The sequence below is a fragment of the Pseudonocardia sp. Ae150A_Ps1 genome (assembly GCF_001932315.1).
Lineage (GTDB): Bacteria > Actinomycetota > Actinomycetes > Mycobacteriales > Pseudonocardiaceae > Pseudonocardia.
Genome location: NZ_MCIJ01000001.1, coordinates 4,109,235 through 4,125,114 on the forward strand (window position 1 = coordinate 4,109,235; position 15,880 = coordinate 4,125,114).

Annotated in this window: 14 protein-coding genes; 5 read left to right on the forward strand and 9 right to left on the reverse strand. The window is 74.6% G+C overall.

Features of this window, described 5'->3' with window-relative positions; genetic code table 11:
- Positions 1-449: 449 nt before the first annotated feature.
- Together Ae150APs1_RS19270 and Ae150APs1_RS19275 are read left to right on the forward strand one after the other, a co-directional pair.
- A complete protein-coding gene (locus Ae150APs1_RS19270) occupies positions 450-1,427 on the forward strand; it encodes a 4-(cytidine 5'-diphospho)-2-C-methyl-D-erythritol kinase (RefSeq protein ID WP_075299428.1) in 978 nt (325 codons plus the stop codon).
- A 17-nt stretch (positions 1,428-1,444) separates the two neighbouring features.
- The gene (locus tag Ae150APs1_RS19275; protein ID WP_010225904.1) at positions 1,445-3,265 is read left to right on the forward strand and encodes an ABC-F family ATP-binding cassette domain-containing protein; all 1,821 of its coding nucleotides are present in this window, start codon (positions 1,445-1,447) and stop codon (positions 3,263-3,265) included.
- 242 nt (positions 3,266-3,507) lie between these two features.
- On the opposite strand, the gene Ae150APs1_RS19280 is transcribed toward Ae150APs1_RS19275, so the two are convergent.
- Positions 3,508-4,338, reverse strand: coding sequence for an LLM class F420-dependent oxidoreductase (locus Ae150APs1_RS19280; protein ID WP_075302292.1), 831 nt, complete (start codon positions 4,336-4,338; stop codon positions 3,508-3,510).
- Between the two features lie 47 nt (positions 4,339-4,385).
- On the reverse strand, positions 4,386-5,753 hold the full coding sequence (locus tag Ae150APs1_RS19285; RefSeq protein WP_060574009.1) for a M20/M25/M40 family metallo-hydrolase: 1,368 nt from the start codon (positions 5,751-5,753) through the stop codon (positions 4,386-4,388).
- A gap of 90 nt (positions 5,754-5,843) precedes the next feature.
- Between Ae150APs1_RS19285 and Ae150APs1_RS19290 the strand changes: the two genes are divergently transcribed.
- Positions 5,844-7,526 carry a fatty acyl-AMP ligase gene (locus Ae150APs1_RS19290; protein ID WP_075299430.1) on the forward strand — a complete coding sequence of 561 codons (1,683 nt, stop codon included), beginning with the start codon at positions 5,844-5,846 and terminating at the stop codon, positions 7,524-7,526.
- 18 nt (positions 7,527-7,544) lie between these two features.
- Here the strand turns inward: Ae150APs1_RS19290 and pth are convergent, their stop codons facing one another.
- From pth to glmU, 4 genes are all read right to left on the reverse strand, one after another.
- Positions 7,545-8,138: an aminoacyl-tRNA hydrolase gene (gene pth, locus Ae150APs1_RS19295; protein ID WP_075299432.1), complete on the reverse strand. Its 594-nt coding sequence runs from the start codon at positions 8,136-8,138 to the stop codon at positions 7,545-7,547.
- Positions 8,135-8,830 (reverse strand): 50S ribosomal protein L25/general stress protein Ctc, encoded by a 696-nt coding sequence (locus Ae150APs1_RS19300; RefSeq protein ID WP_010232609.1) that lies wholly within the window; start codon positions 8,828-8,830, stop codon positions 8,135-8,137. The genes pth and Ae150APs1_RS19300 overlap by 4 nt, the downstream gene beginning before the upstream one ends.
- Positions 8,831-9,061: 231 nt before the next feature.
- Positions 9,062-10,042, reverse strand: coding sequence for a ribose-phosphate diphosphokinase (locus Ae150APs1_RS19305; protein ID WP_010232607.1), 981 nt, complete (start codon positions 10,040-10,042; stop codon positions 9,062-9,064).
- A complete protein-coding gene (gene glmU, locus Ae150APs1_RS19310; protein WP_256385596.1) occupies positions 10,039-11,616 on the reverse strand; it encodes a bifunctional UDP-N-acetylglucosamine diphosphorylase/glucosamine-1-phosphate N-acetyltransferase GlmU in 1,578 nt (525 codons plus the stop codon). Before glmU ends, Ae150APs1_RS19305 begins: the two co-directional genes overlap by 4 nt.
- 303 nt (positions 11,617-11,919) lie before the next feature.
- Here glmU and Ae150APs1_RS19315 point away from each other — a divergent pair, with 303 nt between their 5' ends.
- Both Ae150APs1_RS19315 and Ae150APs1_RS19320 read left to right on the forward strand, forming a co-directional pair.
- The gene (locus tag Ae150APs1_RS19315) at positions 11,920-12,507 is read left to right on the forward strand and encodes a L,D-transpeptidase (RefSeq protein WP_060633598.1); all 588 of its coding nucleotides are present in this window, start codon (positions 11,920-11,922) and stop codon (positions 12,505-12,507) included.
- Between the two features lie 117 nt (positions 12,508-12,624).
- The gene (locus Ae150APs1_RS19320) at positions 12,625-13,068 is read left to right on the forward strand and encodes an OsmC family peroxiredoxin (protein WP_075299436.1); all 444 of its coding nucleotides are present in this window, start codon (positions 12,625-12,627) and stop codon (positions 13,066-13,068) included.
- An 85-nt stretch (positions 13,069-13,153) separates the two neighbouring features.
- Here Ae150APs1_RS19320 and Ae150APs1_RS19325 read toward each other — a convergent pair whose 3' ends face one another.
- The 3 genes from Ae150APs1_RS19325 to Ae150APs1_RS19335 form a co-directional block, all read right to left on the reverse strand.
- Positions 13,154-13,873: a response regulator transcription factor gene (locus Ae150APs1_RS19325; RefSeq protein ID WP_075299438.1), complete on the reverse strand. Its 720-nt coding sequence runs from the start codon at positions 13,871-13,873 to the stop codon at positions 13,154-13,156.
- On the reverse strand, positions 13,870-14,364 hold the full coding sequence (locus tag Ae150APs1_RS19330; protein WP_075299440.1) for a hypothetical protein: 495 nt from the start codon (positions 14,362-14,364) through the stop codon (positions 13,870-13,872). The genes Ae150APs1_RS19325 and Ae150APs1_RS19330 overlap by 4 nt, the downstream gene beginning before the upstream one ends.
- A gap of 382 nt (positions 14,365-14,746) precedes the next feature.
- Positions 14,747-15,508, reverse strand: coding sequence for a GAF and ANTAR domain-containing protein (locus tag Ae150APs1_RS19335; RefSeq protein ID WP_060574001.1), 762 nt, complete (start codon positions 15,506-15,508; stop codon positions 14,747-14,749).
- Between the last annotated feature and the right edge of the window lie 372 nt (positions 15,509-15,880).

Here is a 15,880-nt window from a genome sequence, read left to right on the forward strand (position 1 = left end):
CCGGCACCGGACACCGGACCGCCGGGACGCGGACGTCGGGCCGCCGGGCCGCCGGGCCGCCGGGACGCGAGGACGCGAGGACGCGAGGACGCGAGGACGCGAGGACACGGTGCGGCCGTCGCGGTGACCTTCCTCTTCTGCCGAATCGCTTCCTCACGCAGCGACTTTCCGGAACCCCTCCCCGGCCGGACGGACAGCCGACGTCGCCGCGGCGGTGGTGCCGCCCCGTTATGCCTCCGCGCCGCGCCGCGCCGAGCCGAGCCGAGCCGAGCCGAGCCGAGCCGAGCCGAGCCGAGCCGAGCCGCGCCGAGCCGAGCCGAGCCGGGCCGGGCCGGGGCGGGGCGGGCCGAGCCGGGCGCCCACGGCGCGGCGCCCGGAGCGCTGGTGAGCCCGCCCACGCATCGGGACGGGCGACGACGGGTCCCGGCCCCGGGCCGTAGGGTTGAACGGTGCTGTCCGCCGTTCCGCGACCGGTCACCGTCCGGGTCCCCGCGAAGATCAACCTGCACCTCGCCGTCGGCGGGGTGCGGCCGGACGGCTTCCACGACCTCGTGACCGTCTTCCACGCGGTGAGCCTCTTCGACGAGGTGTCGGTGCAGCCCGCCGACGAGCCGGCACTGGAGGTGCACGGCGACGGCGTCGCCGAGGTCCCGTTGGACGCCACCAACCTGGCCTGGCGGGCCGTCGAGCTGCTGGCACAGAAGGCCGACCGTGACCCGGACGTGCGGGTGACCCTGCGCAAGGGCATCCCCGTCGCCGGCGGGATGGCGGGCGGCTCCGCCGACGCGGCCGGGGCGCTCGTCGCGCTCGCCGCGCTGTGGCGGATGGAGCTGGGCCGCGACGAGCTGTCCACGCTGGCCGCCGAGCTGGGATCGGACGTCACGTTCGGGCTGCACGGCGGCACCGCGCTCGGTACCGGGCGCGGTGAGCTGATCATCCCGGTGCTGGCCCGGCACCGCCTGCACTGGGTGATCGCGCTGGCGCGGGGTGGGCTGTCCACACCGGCGGTGTTCGGCGAGCTCGACCGGCTGCGCGGCGACGGCGAGATCACCGAGCGTCCGGTCGAGCCGGTGCTCGAGGCGCTCTCCTCGGGGGACCCCAACCGGCTCGCGCTGAACCTGGGCAACGACCTGCAGGCCGCCGCGGTCTCCATGGCGCCCGACCTGCGCCGCACGTTGCGCGCCGGGGTCAACGCGGGCGCGCTGGCCGGGCTGGTGTCCGGGTCCGGGCCGACGTGCGCGTTCCTCTGCGCCGACGCCGACGCGGCCGTCGAGGTCGCCACGGAGCTGGCCGGGATGGGCGTGTGCCGCACCGTCCGGGTCGCCCACGGACCGGTCGGCGGCGCCCGCGTCGTCGACGAGAACGAACCCCCGCCCGAGCGCGGCGGACCGGCGTCCTCGGGCGCCTGGCCCCCGGCACGCGCATGACGGACCAAGAGAGCTGAATGCCCGAGAACCTGCTCAACCTGGAGAACGTCACCGCGCACGTGCCCGGTGACGCGTCGCGCGTGCTGCTCGACGGCGTGTCGCTGGGCGTCGAGCGCGGCGACCGGATCGGCGTCGTCGGCCTCAACGGTGGCGGCAAGTCCACGCTGCTCGACGTCATCACCGACGAGCGACCGGTCGAGGGCGGGCGCGTCAGCCGCGTCGGTGGGCTGCGGATGGCGCACCTGGTGCAGCACGACCGCTTCCCGGCCGGCTCCACGGTGCGCGACATCGTGCTCGCCGGCTACGGCGCCGACCACGAGTGGGCGGCCGACCCCCGGGTGCGTGACGTGCTCGACGGTCTCGGTATCACCCCGAAGGGCGCCGGCGCCGACGCGCTCGACCGGCCCACCGAGGGCCTCTCCGGCGGGGAGAAGCGGCGGATCGCGCTGGCCGCGGCACTGGTCGGCGACCTCGATCTCGTCGTGCTCGACGAACCGACCAACCACCTCGACGTCGAGGGCATCGGCTGGCTCGCCCGGCACCTGACCGAGCGGCGGATCGCGCTCGTCGTCGTCACGCACGACCGCTGGTTCCTCGACACCGTCTGCACCCGCACCTGGGAGGTCGCGAACGGCCGGGTCGAGTCCTACACCGGCGGCTACGCCGACTGGATCTACGCGCGGGCCGAGCGCTCCCGGCAGGCCGACGCGGCCGAGCAGCGCCGCCGCAACCTCGCCCGCAAGGAGCTGGCCTGGCTCCGTCGCGGGCCGCCCGCGCGGACGTCGAAGCCGCGGTACCGGATCGAGTCGGCCGAGGCGCTGATCGCCGACGTCCCGGCGCCCCGCGACACCGTCGAGCTGATGCAGTTCGCGACCAACCGGCTCGGGCGCACCGTGCTGGAGCTGGAGGACGCGACCGTCGCGATCGCCGGCCGCACCCTGCTCGACCGGGTCACCTGGCGGCTCGGTCCGGGCGACCGGGTCGGCATCGTCGGCGTCAACGGCTCCGGCAAGACGACGCTGCTGCGGGCCCTGTCCGGGGACCGTGAGCTCGACGCCGGACGGCGGGTGCAGGGCAGCACCGTGAAGATGGCGCAGCTGACCCAGGAGCTCGTCGACCTGCCGCCGGAGATGCGCGTGCTGGAGGCGACCGAGGCCGTCGCCAAGTACGTGCGGCTCGGGAAGCAGGAGATGACGGCGTCGCAGGTCCTGGAGCGGCTCGGGTTCCCCGCATCGCGGCAGTGGACCCCCGTCGGACGCCTGTCCGGCGGCGAGCGCCGACGGCTGCAGCTCACGAGGCTGCTGATGGACGAGCCGAACGTGCTGCTGCTCGACGAGCCCACGAACGACCTGGACGTCGACACGCTCGCCGGGCTGGAGGACCTGCTCGACGGCTGGCCGGGGACGCTCGTCGTCGTCAGCCACGACCGGTACCTGACCGAGCGGGTCTGCGACCAGGTGGTCGCGCTGTTCGGCGACGGCACGCTGACCCACCTGCCCGGCGGCATCGGCGAGTACCTCGCCCGGCGCGCGTCGGCGGACCGGATCACGGCGGGTCCGGCGGCCACCGCGGCGACCCCGGGTGCGACGGCGGCCCGGCCCGCGGCGCCGAAGGTCGACGCGGCGGCCCAGCGCACCGCCCGCAAGGACGCCCAGCGCCTCGAACGCCGCATGGACCAGCTCACGAAGCGCGAGGAGAAGCTGCACGCCCAGCTGGCCGAGGCGGCGACCGATCCGGCGCGTCTGCAGGAGCTCGACCGGGAGCTCCGGGACGTCGTCGCCGAGCGGGAGTCCGTCGAGATCGAGTGGCTCGAGGCCGCCGAGCGGGCCGAGGGCTGAGGCCGCTCTCCTACCGGACCTCTCCTACCGAAGTAGGAGGGAATCCGGTTGGAAATCCGTAGTTCGGCTGATCCGGGGGCCCCCGGTGACCGGCTAGCGTCGTGACCACGCCACGACGGGCTGGGGAGCGTCGTCGTGACGAGGGGGACGAGCCGGTCCCGCCGCCGTCCGTCGGGGGACGACGGCGGGGCCGGTTTTCTCGTCTCCGCCGACGGTGACCGGCCCCGTCCGCCGGACGGGGATCAGCGGGCCTTCGCCGCCACCTCCGCGAGCTCGTCGAGCGTCGTCAGGGTCTCCTTCTCGGGCCGCGTCGGGAGCATGAACGTCACCCGCTCGACCCCCGCGTCGGCGTAGCCCGCGACCACGTCCGGGTCGGCGGGCGCCCCGAACACCGTGGTCGGGATGTCCGGCTTGCCGCGTCCGGCGAGATCCGCCCGCACCTGCTTGATCTCGTCGAAGGACGCGTGGCCCCGCGGCAGCCAGCCGTCGCCGACCTCGGCGAGCCGGGTCAGCGCCGCATCGCTCTCCCCACCCAGGTAGATCGGCGGGTGCGGGGAACGGACCGGCTTCGGCCAGCAGTACGACCGCTCGATGTCGACGTGGTCGCCGTGGAACTCGGCCTCGTCCTCGGTCCACAGCGCCTTCAGGGCGTGCAGCTGCTCGGTCATCAGCTTGCCGCGCCTCGTCGGGTCGACGCCGTGGTTGCGCATCTCCTCGCGGTTCCATCCGGCCCCGACGCCGAACAGCAGCCGCCCGCCGGAGACCAGGTCCACGCTCGCCGACTGCTTCGCCGTGTGGATCACGTCGCGCTGCGGCATGAGCGCGATGCCGGTGCCCAGCAACAGGTCCGTCGTGGTCTCCGCCATCGCGGCGAGCGTGACGAACGGGTCGAGCGTGCGGTAGTAGACCCGGGGCAGGTCCCCGCCGCCCGGGTACGGGGACTCCCGGCTGGTCGGGATGTGCGAGTGCTCGGCGAGCCACACCGAGTCGAACCCGCGCTCCTCGAGGGCCGCGCCCAGGGGGCCGGGGCGGATGCCCTCGTCGGTCACGAACGTCGCGATGCCGAACTTCATGGTGCAGTGGTACCCGGTCCGGGCCCGCCGCATTCCGCCGGCTGCGGTCAGCCCGTCCCGGAGAGCCGCCGCAGCAGCAACGCCTCGGCCAGCACCCCGCGGCCGAACATGCCCAGGTGCAGGCTCTCGTCGATCCCGTGCCAGCGGCTCGCCGGGTCGCCGACGCCGGTGACCAGCACGGCCGCTCCGGGGAAGGTCCGCGCGAACTCGGCGATGAAGGGGATCGAGCCGCCGATGCCGGCCTCGACCGCGGCGTTCCCGAACGCCGCGGAGAACGCCGCCCGGGCGTGGTCGTACACGGCACCGGTGGAGGACAGGCTGAACGGCTCGGCGACCCCGGCCCCGGGCGTCACGGCCACCTGCGCGCCCCACGGCACGTTCTGCTCCAGGTGCTCCGCGAGCGCCCGCTGGGCCTCGGCCGCGTCCTGCCCGGGTGCGAGCCGCATGCTGACCATCGCCCGGGCACGGGGGAGGAGCACGTTGGACGCCTCGGCGACCTTCGGCGCGTCGATGCCGAGCACCGCGACGGCGGGGGAGAGGTTGACCCGGTCCGGGATGCTGCCGGTCCCCAGCAGCTCGACGCCGTCGAGCAGGCCGGCGTCGGCGCGGTAGGTGGCCTCGTCCGGGTCGGGGGCGTCCGAGCTGCTGCGCACCAGGCCGGGGACGGCGACCTCGCCCTTGTCGTCGTGCAGCGTGGCGAGCGTCCGGCAGAGCACGGTGAGCGCGTCCCCGATCGGACCGCCGTAGACGCCGGAGTGGACCGGCCGCTCCAGCACCGACACCTCGACGACGACGTCGACGAGACCGCGCAGGCTGGTGGTCAGCGCCGGGACGTCGACGGCCGGGTTCGCGGCGTCGGCGATCACGATGACGTCGGCGGCGAGCGCGGCGTGGTGCTCGGCCAGCAGCGCGGACAGCGTCGGCGAGCCGGACTCCTCCTCGCCCTCGACGAACAGCGTCACGCCGACCGGTGGCCGGCCGTCGTAGGCGCGAAGCACCGCCAGGTGGGTCATGACGCCGGCCTTGTCGTCGGCGGCGCCGCGGCCGTAGAGCCGGCCGTCCCGCTCGGTCGGCTCGAACGGCGGGCTGGTCCAGTTGTCGTCGCCGCCGGTCGGCTGGACGTCGTGGTGGGCGTAGAGCATCACCGTCGGCATGCCCTCGGGCGCGGGCCAGTGCGCGACGACGGCCGGTGCCCCGCCGTCGGCGGCGAGGACCCGCACCTCCGAGGCGCCGGCGTCGCGGGCGAGTGCGGCGACCGCGTCGGCGGAGCGCCGGGTGTCCTCGGCGTGCGCCGGGTCGGCCCAGATGCTCGGGATGCGGACCAGCGCCTCCAGGTCGGTGCGCGCTCCCGGCAGGACCGCGTCGACCGCCGAGGAGAGCTCCGTGGGAGGGGTGCCGATCTGCTGCTCGCCCATGGCGCCGGATGCTACGCCCGCGGCCGTCCGGGTCCGCCGGTCACCGATCTTCGCGGCGGGGACGGGTGATTCGTCGCTAGTGTCGGGCCCATGTCCCGCTTCCTGGCGATGATGCTGGAGTCCGCGACCGGTCCCGATCGGGACGCCCGCGGGATGACGACGGGTGAGCCGCGCGAGCCGGTCCGCCGGAGCTGGGCCGAGGTGCACCGGGCGGCCCTGGCGTCCGCGGACGCGCTGCGGCGGCCCGGCGCGTCGGGCGAGCCCGCACTGCCGTTCGGCGGTGCGGTCGGGGTGCTGGCGGGCGAGCCCGCGGAGATCGCCCCCGCGGCGCAGGCGGTCTGGCTGTGCGGGGGCAGCGTGACGATGCTGCACCAGCCGACCCCCCGCACCGACCTGGCGGTCTGGGCCGAGGACACCGTCACCACGCTCAAGATGGTCGACGCGGCCATGGTCCTGCTGGGGCCGCCGTTCGACGCGCTGGCGCCGGTGCTGACCGAGCAGGGGGTCGCGTTCCGGACACTCGACTCGCTCGACGGCGACCCGGACGCCTTCACCGCCGCCGCGGACGTCGCCGACGAGGGCGACACCGCGCTGCTGCAGCTGACCAGCGGGTCGACGGCCGCGCCGAAGGCCGTGCGGATCACCCACGGGAACCTGCACGCGAACATCGGCTCGATGGTGACCGCGTCGCAGCTCGACGTGGCGACCGACCGGATGGTGTCGTGGCTGCCGCTGTTCCACGACATGGGGATGGTCGGGTTCCTGACCGTCCCGATGACGGTCGGCCTGGATCTCGTCACCGTGACCCCGGCCGACTTCCTCGGCAGGCCACGGCTGTGGGCCGAGCTGATCTCGCGCTACGGCGGCACGGTCACCGCCGCCCCGAACTTCGCCTACGCGGTGCTGGCCCGCCAGCTCGCCCGGGTCGACGACGGCGAGCTCGATCTGTCCTCGCTGCGGATCGCGCTCAACGGTGCCGAGCCCGTCGATCCCGCGGCGGTCGAGGCGTTCACCGCGGCCGGTGCCCGGTTCGGGCTGCGTCCCGAGTCGGTGCTGTGCGCCTACGGGATGGCGGAGACCGCCCTCGGGGTGGCGTTCGCACCGGTCCACACCGGTCTCGCGGTGGACCGGGTCGACGCGGAGGAGCTCGAGGCGCACCGCCGCGCGACGCCGGCCGGTACCGCCCCGGCCCGGGGGTTCCCGGAGCTCGGACCGCCGCTGCCCGGCATCGAGGTGAAGGTCGTCGGCTCCGGGGGAGCGGACCTGGGGCCGCGCGAGGTCGGCGTGCTGCACCTGCGCGGTGCCGCCGTGACGCCCGGCTACCTCACCGTCGACGGCCCGCTGTCCACACAGGACGCCGACGGGTGGTTCGACACCGGCGACGAGGGCTACCTGACCGACGGCGGCGCCGTCGTGGTCTGCGGCCGCACCAAGGACGTGATCATCATGGGCGGCCGCAACATCTACCCGACCGACATCGAGCGTGCGGCGGGGGAGGCCGACGGGGTCCGCGCGGGCAACGTCGTCGCGGTGCGGATCGCGGCGGCCGAGGGCCGGCACCGCGAGTCGTTCGCCGTCGCGGTGGAGGCGAAGGGCGCCGACACCGACGACGCCGTGAAGGCGATCCGCGCGGACGTCGTCCGCCGGGTGGTGTCCGCGGTCGGGGTCCGGCCCGCCGAGGTCGCGGTGCTGGCGCCGGGGAGCCTGCCGAAGACGCCGTCGGGCAAGCTCCGCCGCGCCGCCACCGCCGACCTGCTGACCGCCCCGCGCTGACCCCGCGGGGTCAGGGGGTCAGCCCGAGAGCGGGTGGAAGCGGTTCTGGGCCCGCTCCAGGCCGTCGGACAGCAGCGCCTCGGCGGCGTCGGCGGCCAGGTCCAGCCCCAGGTCGAGCTCCTTGTTCTCGGCGCCCGAGAACCGCTTGAGCACGTAGTCCGCCGGGTCCTGACGACCCGGCGGCCTGCCGATGCCGAACCGGACCCGCAGGTAGTCCTTCGTCCCCAGCGAGCGGCTGATCGAGCGCAGGCCGTTGTGCCCGCCCTCGCCGTCGCCCCGCTTGAGCCGGACGACGCCGAAGTCGAGGTCCAGCTCGTCGTGGATCACGATCACCTCGGTCGGCGGGACCGAGAAGTACTTCACGAGCCCGGTGACCGGACCGCCCGAGAGGTTCATGTACGTCCGGGGGACGGCCACGGTCACCGGACGGCCGGCCAGCCGGCCCTGGGCCACGTCGGAGTTCGACCGCTTGTGGACCGAGAACCGGCCGGCGCCGGCCCGCGCCGCCAGCAGGGCGGCGACGCGGGTACCGACGTTGTGCCGGGTCCCCTCGTACTCCGGGCCCGGGTTCCCGAGCCCGACGACGAGCGCGGGACCCGGCACCGCACTCACTTGTCGGAGTCGCCCTCGGAGGACTCGTCCGAGCCCTCGGAGGACTCGGACGCCTCGGCCGACTCGCCGGCGGCCTCCTCGTCGTCGGACGGGTCCTCGACGACACCGGCACCCTCGGTGTCGATCTCGGCCTCCAGGTCCTCCTCGGTCGGGGCCGGGACGACCTGCACGACGAGGTACTCCTCGTCGGTGCGCAGCTCGACGCCGTTCGGCAGGCGCAGGTCCTTCGCGTAGTACTGGGTGCCGATCTCGGCCTCCTCCACGGAGACCTCGATGTTCTCCGGGATGTTCAGCGCGTCGGCCTCGACCAGGACGGTGTTCAGGTCCTGGGTGACCAGCGAGCCCGGGGCGGCGTCGCCGGTGACGACGACGTCCAGCTCGACCTCGACCTTCTCGCCCCGCTTGATGACGAGGAGGTCGACGTGCTCGATGTAGGGGCGCAGCGGGTGCACGACCACGGTCTTGGTCAGCGCGAGCTGCGGCTTGCTGCCGTCGACGTCCAGCTCGAGCACGGCGTTGCGGCCCTGGTCACGGACGACGGCCGCGAACTCCAGCGACGGCAGCGACAGGTGCACCGGGTCGGTGCCGTGCCCGTAGAGGACGGCGGGGATCTTGCCGGCACGGCGGGTGCGGCGGGCTGCGCCCTTGCCGAACTCGGTGCGGTTCTCGGCGGGGATGCGGGTCTGGGCCACGGGTCCGTGCTCCTCGTAGATCTGCTGCGGATGGAGGCGCGCGGCGAGGAGCCGACCGGGATCGGTTCACGTCGATCACGGCGGGTCAAGGTGCACCCGCCCTCGCCGCGGAGATGGCGGAAGTCTACGCGACGCCCTCCACTACACGTCCGGGCCCCCGCCCGCAACGGCGAACGGCGCCCCACCACGAAGGTGGAGCGCCGTCCGGGGACCGCCGGGATCAGGCGTCGGTCAGGCGTTGCCGTCGAACAGGCTGGTCACCGAGCCGTCCTCGAAGACCTGGTGGATCGCCTCGGCCAGCAGCGGCGCGATCGGCAGGACGGTCATCTTGTCGAAGCGCTTCTCGGCCGGGATCGGCAGCGAGTCGGTGAAGATCACCTCGTCGGCGCCGCAGTTGGCGAGGCGCTCGGTGGCCGGGCCGGAGAGCACGCCGTGCGTCGCCGCGACGACGACCTTGGTCGCGCCCTCCTTCAGCAGCACCTCGACCGCCTTCGCCACCGTGCCACCGGTGTCGATCATGTCGTCGATGACCACGCAGCAGCGGCCCTCGATCTCGCCGACGACCCGGTTCGCGACCGCCTCGTTCGGCTTCAGCGGGTCGCGGGTCTTGTGGATGAACGCCAGCGGGGTCCCGCCGAGGGTGTCGGCCCAGCGCTCGGCGAGCCGCACGCGACCCGAGTCGGGCGAGACGACCGCGAAGTTCTCGTCGGGCCGGGTGTCCTTGATGTGCTGCGCCAGCACGGGCAGCGCGAACAGGTGGTCCACCGGGCCGTCGAAGAAGCCCTGGATCTGCGAGGTGTGCAGGTCCACGGTCAGGATCCGGTCGGCACCGGCGGTCTTGAACATGTCCGCGACGAGCCGGGCCGAGATGGGCTCGCGGCCGCGGTGCTTCTTGTCCTGGCGGGCGTAGCCCCAGAACGGCATGACGGCGGTGATCCGCTTGGCCGAACCGCGCTTGAGCGCGTCGACCATGATCAGCTGCTCCATGATCGCGTCGTTGATCGGGGCGGAGTGCGCCTGGATCACGAACGCGTCGCTGCCGCGGACCGACTCCTCGAAGCGGCAGAAGATCTCTCCGTTGGCGAAGGAGTACGCCGACTGCGGAGTGACCGTGACGTCGAGCTCCTTGGCCACGTGGTCGGCCAGCTCCGGGTGCGCCCTCCCCGAGAAGAGCATCATGTTCTTCTTCGGCGTGCCTGCGATCGCGCTCACCGTGCGGTGCCTCCTCGGCTGAGGTCTCTGTTGTCGCTGTTGTTCCCGGCGTCGTGGTCGACGCCGCCGGATGTGCCGTCGCCGGCCGGGCCGGAGCCCGCCCGTTCGGCCGCCTCGGCGGCCGGGGTGCCCGGGCGCTTGCGGGTCACCCACCCCTCGATGGTGCGCTGTGTCCCACCCGACACCGCGAGCGCCCCCGGCGGGACGTTCGACCGGAGCACCGTCCCGGCTCCGGTGTAGGCGCCGTCCCCGACCGTGACCGGGGCGATGAACATGGTGTCGGAGCCGGTCCGGACGTGCGAACCGATCGTCGTCCGCTGCTTGCGGACGCCGTCGTAGTTCACGAACACCGACGAGGCGCCGATGTTGCTCATCTCGCCGATCGACGCGTCCCCGACGTAGGTCAGGTGCGGCACCTTGCTGCCCGCGCCGATGTCGGCGTTCTTGACCTCGACGAAGGTGCCGATCTTGCCCCGCGCGCCGAGCCGGGCGTGCGGGCGCAGGTACGCGAACGGGCCGACCGAGGCGCCCTCGCCGATCTCGGAGTCCGAGCCGTGGGTCCGGACGACCGTCGCGCCGGCCCCGACCGCGCAGGCGGTCAGCGTGGTGTCCGGGCCGATCTCGGCTCCCTCGCCGACGGTGCACGCGCCGTGCAGCTGCGTCCCCGGGTGCAGGACGACGTCGGTCCCCAGCTCTACCTGGACGTCCACCCACGTCGTGGCCGGGTCGACGACGGTGACGCCGGCGAGCATCCAGCCGCGCAGCACCCGGCGGTTCAGCTCGGCCCGCAGCTCTGCCAGCTGCACCCGGTCGTTGACGCCGCGCAGCAGCCACTCGTCGTCGCAGCGGACGGCGTGCACCGTCCGCCCGCCGGCGACGGCGCTCTCGACCAGGTCGGTCAGGTACAGCTCCTGCTGCTCGTTGTGCGCGGCGAGCCCCGTGACGCCCGCGCGCAGGAACTGCGCGTCGAAGGCGTAGACCCCGGAGTTGACCTCGCCGATGGCCCGCTGCTCCGGCCCGGCGTCCGAGTGCTCGACGATCGCCGTCACCGCACCGGCCGGGCCGTCGCGCACGATCCGCCCGTACCCGGTGGGATCGGCGGGCTCGGCGGTCAGCAGGGTCACGGCCGCCGCGTGCCGCTCGTGCTCGGTCACCAGCGACGACAGCGTCGCGGAGTCGAGCAGCGGGACGTCGCCGTAGGTCACCAGCACGGTGCCGGTCAGGTCCGCCGGCAGCGCGGTCAGGCTGCAGCGCACCGCGTCGCCGGTGCCGAGCATCCGCTCCTGCACGGCGGTCGCGACCTCGCGGCCGAGTTCCCCGGAGAACCCGGTGACGGCACCGGCGACCCGCTCGCGCTGGTGCCCCACGACGACCACCAGGTGCTCCGGCCGGACACCCGCCACGGCGTGCAGCGCGTGCCCGAGCATGGGCCTGCCGCCGAGGGGGTGCAGGACCTTGGGGGTCGCCGAGCGCATCCGGGAGCCGGCGCCTGCGGCGAGGACCACCCCCGCGGCGACCGCGGCGCGGGCGGGGTCGGTCGGTCCCCCGTCGTCGCCCTGATGGGGGTCGGGCATGTTCGGTTCCTCCTGCTGGGGTCCACCGCCGCCCGTCCGGGCGGCCCGTGCGCTCAGCCACACGACAGGGGGTCGGCGTGGACCGGCCCGCCGTGACGGAAGGGAATCGTACGGGGCCCGGCCGGGACGTCCCCGGCCCCTCACGGGAGGGGCGCCGCGTCCTACCCACGGTGACCGGCACACCCCGTTCGGGTGGCCTCGTCGAAGATCAAACCTTCGGGTGGTAACCGCCGCCGCGAGGTGTCGTTCAACCGGGCACGCGGCCGGAGTCCGGGCCGTGACCGGAGTGACGACAGGAGTGCGATGACGCGCGAGGTCGGGGGACGTCGCCGGCGTTCCCGCGTGGTGACGGTCCTGGCCACAGTGGTGGCCCTGGCGCTCGGCGTGCTGCTCGCCGGGCTGGTCGGGACGGCGTCGGCCGCGCCGCCGGAGGGCCCGGACGATCACGGTGACCGCGGGCGCGGGTCGTCGCAGGACGGCGGCGGCGAGGGTGGCGGTGACGGCGGCTCGGACGCCCGGGCCGAGGGTCGCACCGAGGGCACCCCGTGCAGCACCGAGGCGCGCGCGTGCGTCGACCGCGCCGGCCGGAAGGCCTGGCTGATCAAGGACGGGCGGATCGAGGTCGGCCCGGTGCCCGCGGCGCCGGGCGGGCAGGGGCAGTCGACCCCGCTCGGCACCTTCCAGGTCGAGTGGAAGAACCGGGACCACCGCAGCGCGGAGTTCGACAACGCGCCGATGCCGTTCGCGGTGTTTTTCGCACCGGGCGGGATCGCCTTCCACGAGGGCAACGTGGACTCGCCGTCGGCGGGCTGCGTGCGCCTGGACCGGGCGAACGCCGAGCGCTGGTTCGGGGCGCTCCAGGTGGGCGACCGGGTCGAGATCCGGGAGTGACCTGCCGCCCGGTGGCCCGGCGCGTTTCGGCGCGACGGCCACCGGGAACGGAGTGGACGGAAGCGCGGCCGGGCCATCCGGTTGTGCACAACTGATTCCGATCCGCCTGGAGGCACGATGCCCACCCGCAGCGCTCGCACCGCCTGGAACGGCACGCTCGAGGAGGGTTCCGGTCAGGTCGAGCTGAGCAGCTCGAAGATCGGCACCTACGAGGTCAGCTTCCCGAAGCGCTCCGCCGAGGAGGCGAACGGCAACACCTCGCCCGAGGAGCTGATCGCCGCGGCGCACTCGGCCTGCTTCGCGATGCAGCTGTCGGCGAACGTGGCCGAGGCCGGCGGGACGCCCGAGTCGCTCGAGGTGTCCGCGGACGTCTCGCTCGGGCCGGACAAGGACAACGGTGGCTTCATGCTCACCGGCATCACGCTGAAGGTCCGCGGCGAGGTCACCGGCCTCGACGACGACGGGTTCCAGCAGGCGGCCCGCGCCGCCAAGGACGGCTGCCCGGTCTCGAAGGCGCTGACCGGCGTCCGGATCGACCTGGACGCCGCACTCGAGGGCTGAGCCCGGAGCACACCCTCGCCGAGATGCGGCTCAGCGCGATTCGTCGATCACCGGACGACGCTGAGCCGCATCTCGGCGGGTCCGGTCACGTGCCGGACCACTCGCGGCTGCGTTTGCGGGCGCGGGAGTACACCGCCACCGCCTCGAGCTGCGAGGTGACCTGCAGCTTCGTCCGGATCGAGCCGATCTGCGTGCGGACCGTGGCGAGCGAGACGACCAGGGTGTCCGCGATCGTCCGGGCCCGGTGGCCCGCCGCGAGCATGGCGAGGACCTGGTGCTCGCGGGGGGTCAGCGTGGCGAGGCGGGCGTCGTCCTGGAGGGCCCGGTTCCGGTGGGTCAGGAAGTGCCGGACGAGGTCCTCCCGGCGGGCCGACGACAGCGGGCTCCGGCCGTTCCGGGCCTGCTGGACGGCCTCCAGCAGCGCCTTCAGCGGCTCGCGCTTGGACACCCAGAGGTAGCCGCCCGCGTCGAGCGCCGCCCCGATCCGCACGGCGTCCGAGCTGCCGGTCAGCACGATGACCCGCCAGCCCGCCGCCGTCAGGTCGGGGATCAGCGTCGCGACGTCGATCCGGTTCCCGAACTCGGCGTGCCCCAGGTCGAGCTCGAGCACGACGATCCCCTCGCCGTGCCGGGTCAGCCGCCGCACGGTCTCGAGGGACCGGGGCGGGTAGAACGCGGCCCGCTCGCCCGCCGACTGCAGCTCCATCGCGAGCGCGGTGCCCACGAGCTCGTGGGTGTCGACCACGAGGACGGGCCGGGCGAGGGTGTCGCCCGTCGGCGAGGGCCGGGACGCCGTGCCGGTCACCGCCGGGCCCCCGGGCCGGGGACCGCCCGCCGCCCTGCGGGCCCGACCCCGGCGAGGAAGACCGGCACGTGGTCGGCGCCGCAGGGGTGCCAGGCCCGCACGACGACGTCGCGCTCGCCCAGCACCCGGACGGCCACGGCCTGCGCGACCCGGGCCGGTGCCCCGTGCCCGGCGCCGCGCGCGGCCAGCGTGATCGACCAGCTCCGCACCCGGCCGTTCCACGCCTGCAGCTCCCAGCCGCGTTCGTGCACGTGACCGGAGTCCGCCATCCGGTCGTGGACCAGCAGGTAGGTCGCCGGGCCGGGCTCCGCGGACCGCCGGGCGTCCGGCTCCGGGCCGGGATCGTCGTCGTGTCCGGGGGGTCTGCGCCCCGGTACGGGGATGCGGCGCAGGACGTGCGCCGCCGCGTCCCGCGGCCGGGGGAGCCTGCGGAGCCTGCGGCGCTGGAGGTGGTCCGTGGCGGGGTCGAGTGGTGGGTGCGACCCGTGCATGCGTTCTCCCTGGTCGTCTCCGGTGACCGCGGTGGCGGCGACGCCGCTCCTGGGCGGTCGTCGTCGCCGGTCCGCTACGAGCGGCTCGGGAGGCGGGGCGGTCCGGTGCCGGCGGGGAGCGGTGTCCGGTCCTTCCCGGCAGGGGGTACCGGCGCGGGGTGTGGCTCCGCCGCGAGGATCTGCACGGGTGTCCGCCGCACGGGTCCCTCCGTGTCCGCGCACGGGGTACCGGTCCGGTTCCGGGCGCGCTCGTCGACTGTGTCCTACAGCCGCCGGGGTCCGGGGCGGGTCGGAAAATACTGCTCCGCGGAGGCGGCGCCCGGTACCCCCTTTCGTGGGTTCACGCCCTGAACGGCGGGGGCGGCGGCCCTGCGGCAGAGCGTCAGGCGGTCCCCTCGGACGGCGTCATCGTCGCGGTGTCGAGGGTGCCCTCGACGACGCCGCGCGCCACGTCCGAGAGCCGGGTGCTGGTGGAACGGGCGTACGCCCGCAACCGGCCGAACGCCTCGTCCATGCCGATACCGCCGCGCTCGGCCAGCACACCCTTGGCCTGCTCGATGACCACCCGGCTGGTCAGGGCGGCCTGCAGCTGCTCGGTCAGCAGGTCCCGCTCCCGGGACGCCCGGTCGGACAGGATGCCGATCGTGGCGACGTCGGCCAGCGCCTGCCCGACGGCCAGGTCGCCCGCGGGCATGGCCGTCGGGGCGTGGTGGAACAGGTTGAGGGCGCCGATCGTGCTGCCGCGCCAGCGCATCGGGAGCGCGTGGACGGCCCGGAACCCGGAGGCCACCGCGCGACCGCCGAAGGCCGGCCACCGGGGGTCGCCGCCGAGGTCCGGGGCGCGCACCAGGGCGCTGCTGCGGAAGGACTCCAGGCACGGGCCCTGGTCGGTGTCGATCTGGAACCGCTCGAGCAGCGCGGCGACCTCGGTGGACGCGGAGACGGCCTGCAGCGCACCCCGCTGGTCCGTCAGGACCAGGCCCGCGGCGTCGGCCCGGAGCAGGGTGACGCAGTCCGAGCACAACCGTTCGAAGAGCTCGATCACGTCGTAGTCGTCGACCAGGGTGTCGGCGAGCCGGACGAACGCCTCGATCAGCGGCCGTTCCCGTTCCGGCGGCGCCGGCACGGGCGGTGACGGAGTCATCACATGTTCCCCTCGATGCCGTGCTCGGTCGGGTCGATCTCGGTGAGATCGGGCTACCGCGATCCGTCCGCGACAGCCGCAGCCGGCGGGCGACGACGTCCGTGGCGATCCGGCCGGGCTCCGGTCCGGTCATGAAGGTGGCAGCCCGCGGGCCTGCCAGGGCCGAACCGTCCGGACCGGCCTCCTGCCGGCGACGTCCCACCTGACGGCTCCGCAGCCATGGTGTCGCGATCGGCGCTGTCGGGCAACGTCCGTGCGGCGGCGGGCGCTCGGGGGGACCCGGAGATCCCGCAGGTCGGGGCGCCGTACCCGGGAGGGCGACCGCGGCTCGGCCGGACGCCGGAGCCGCACCACCCGGACGGCCACGCCGGG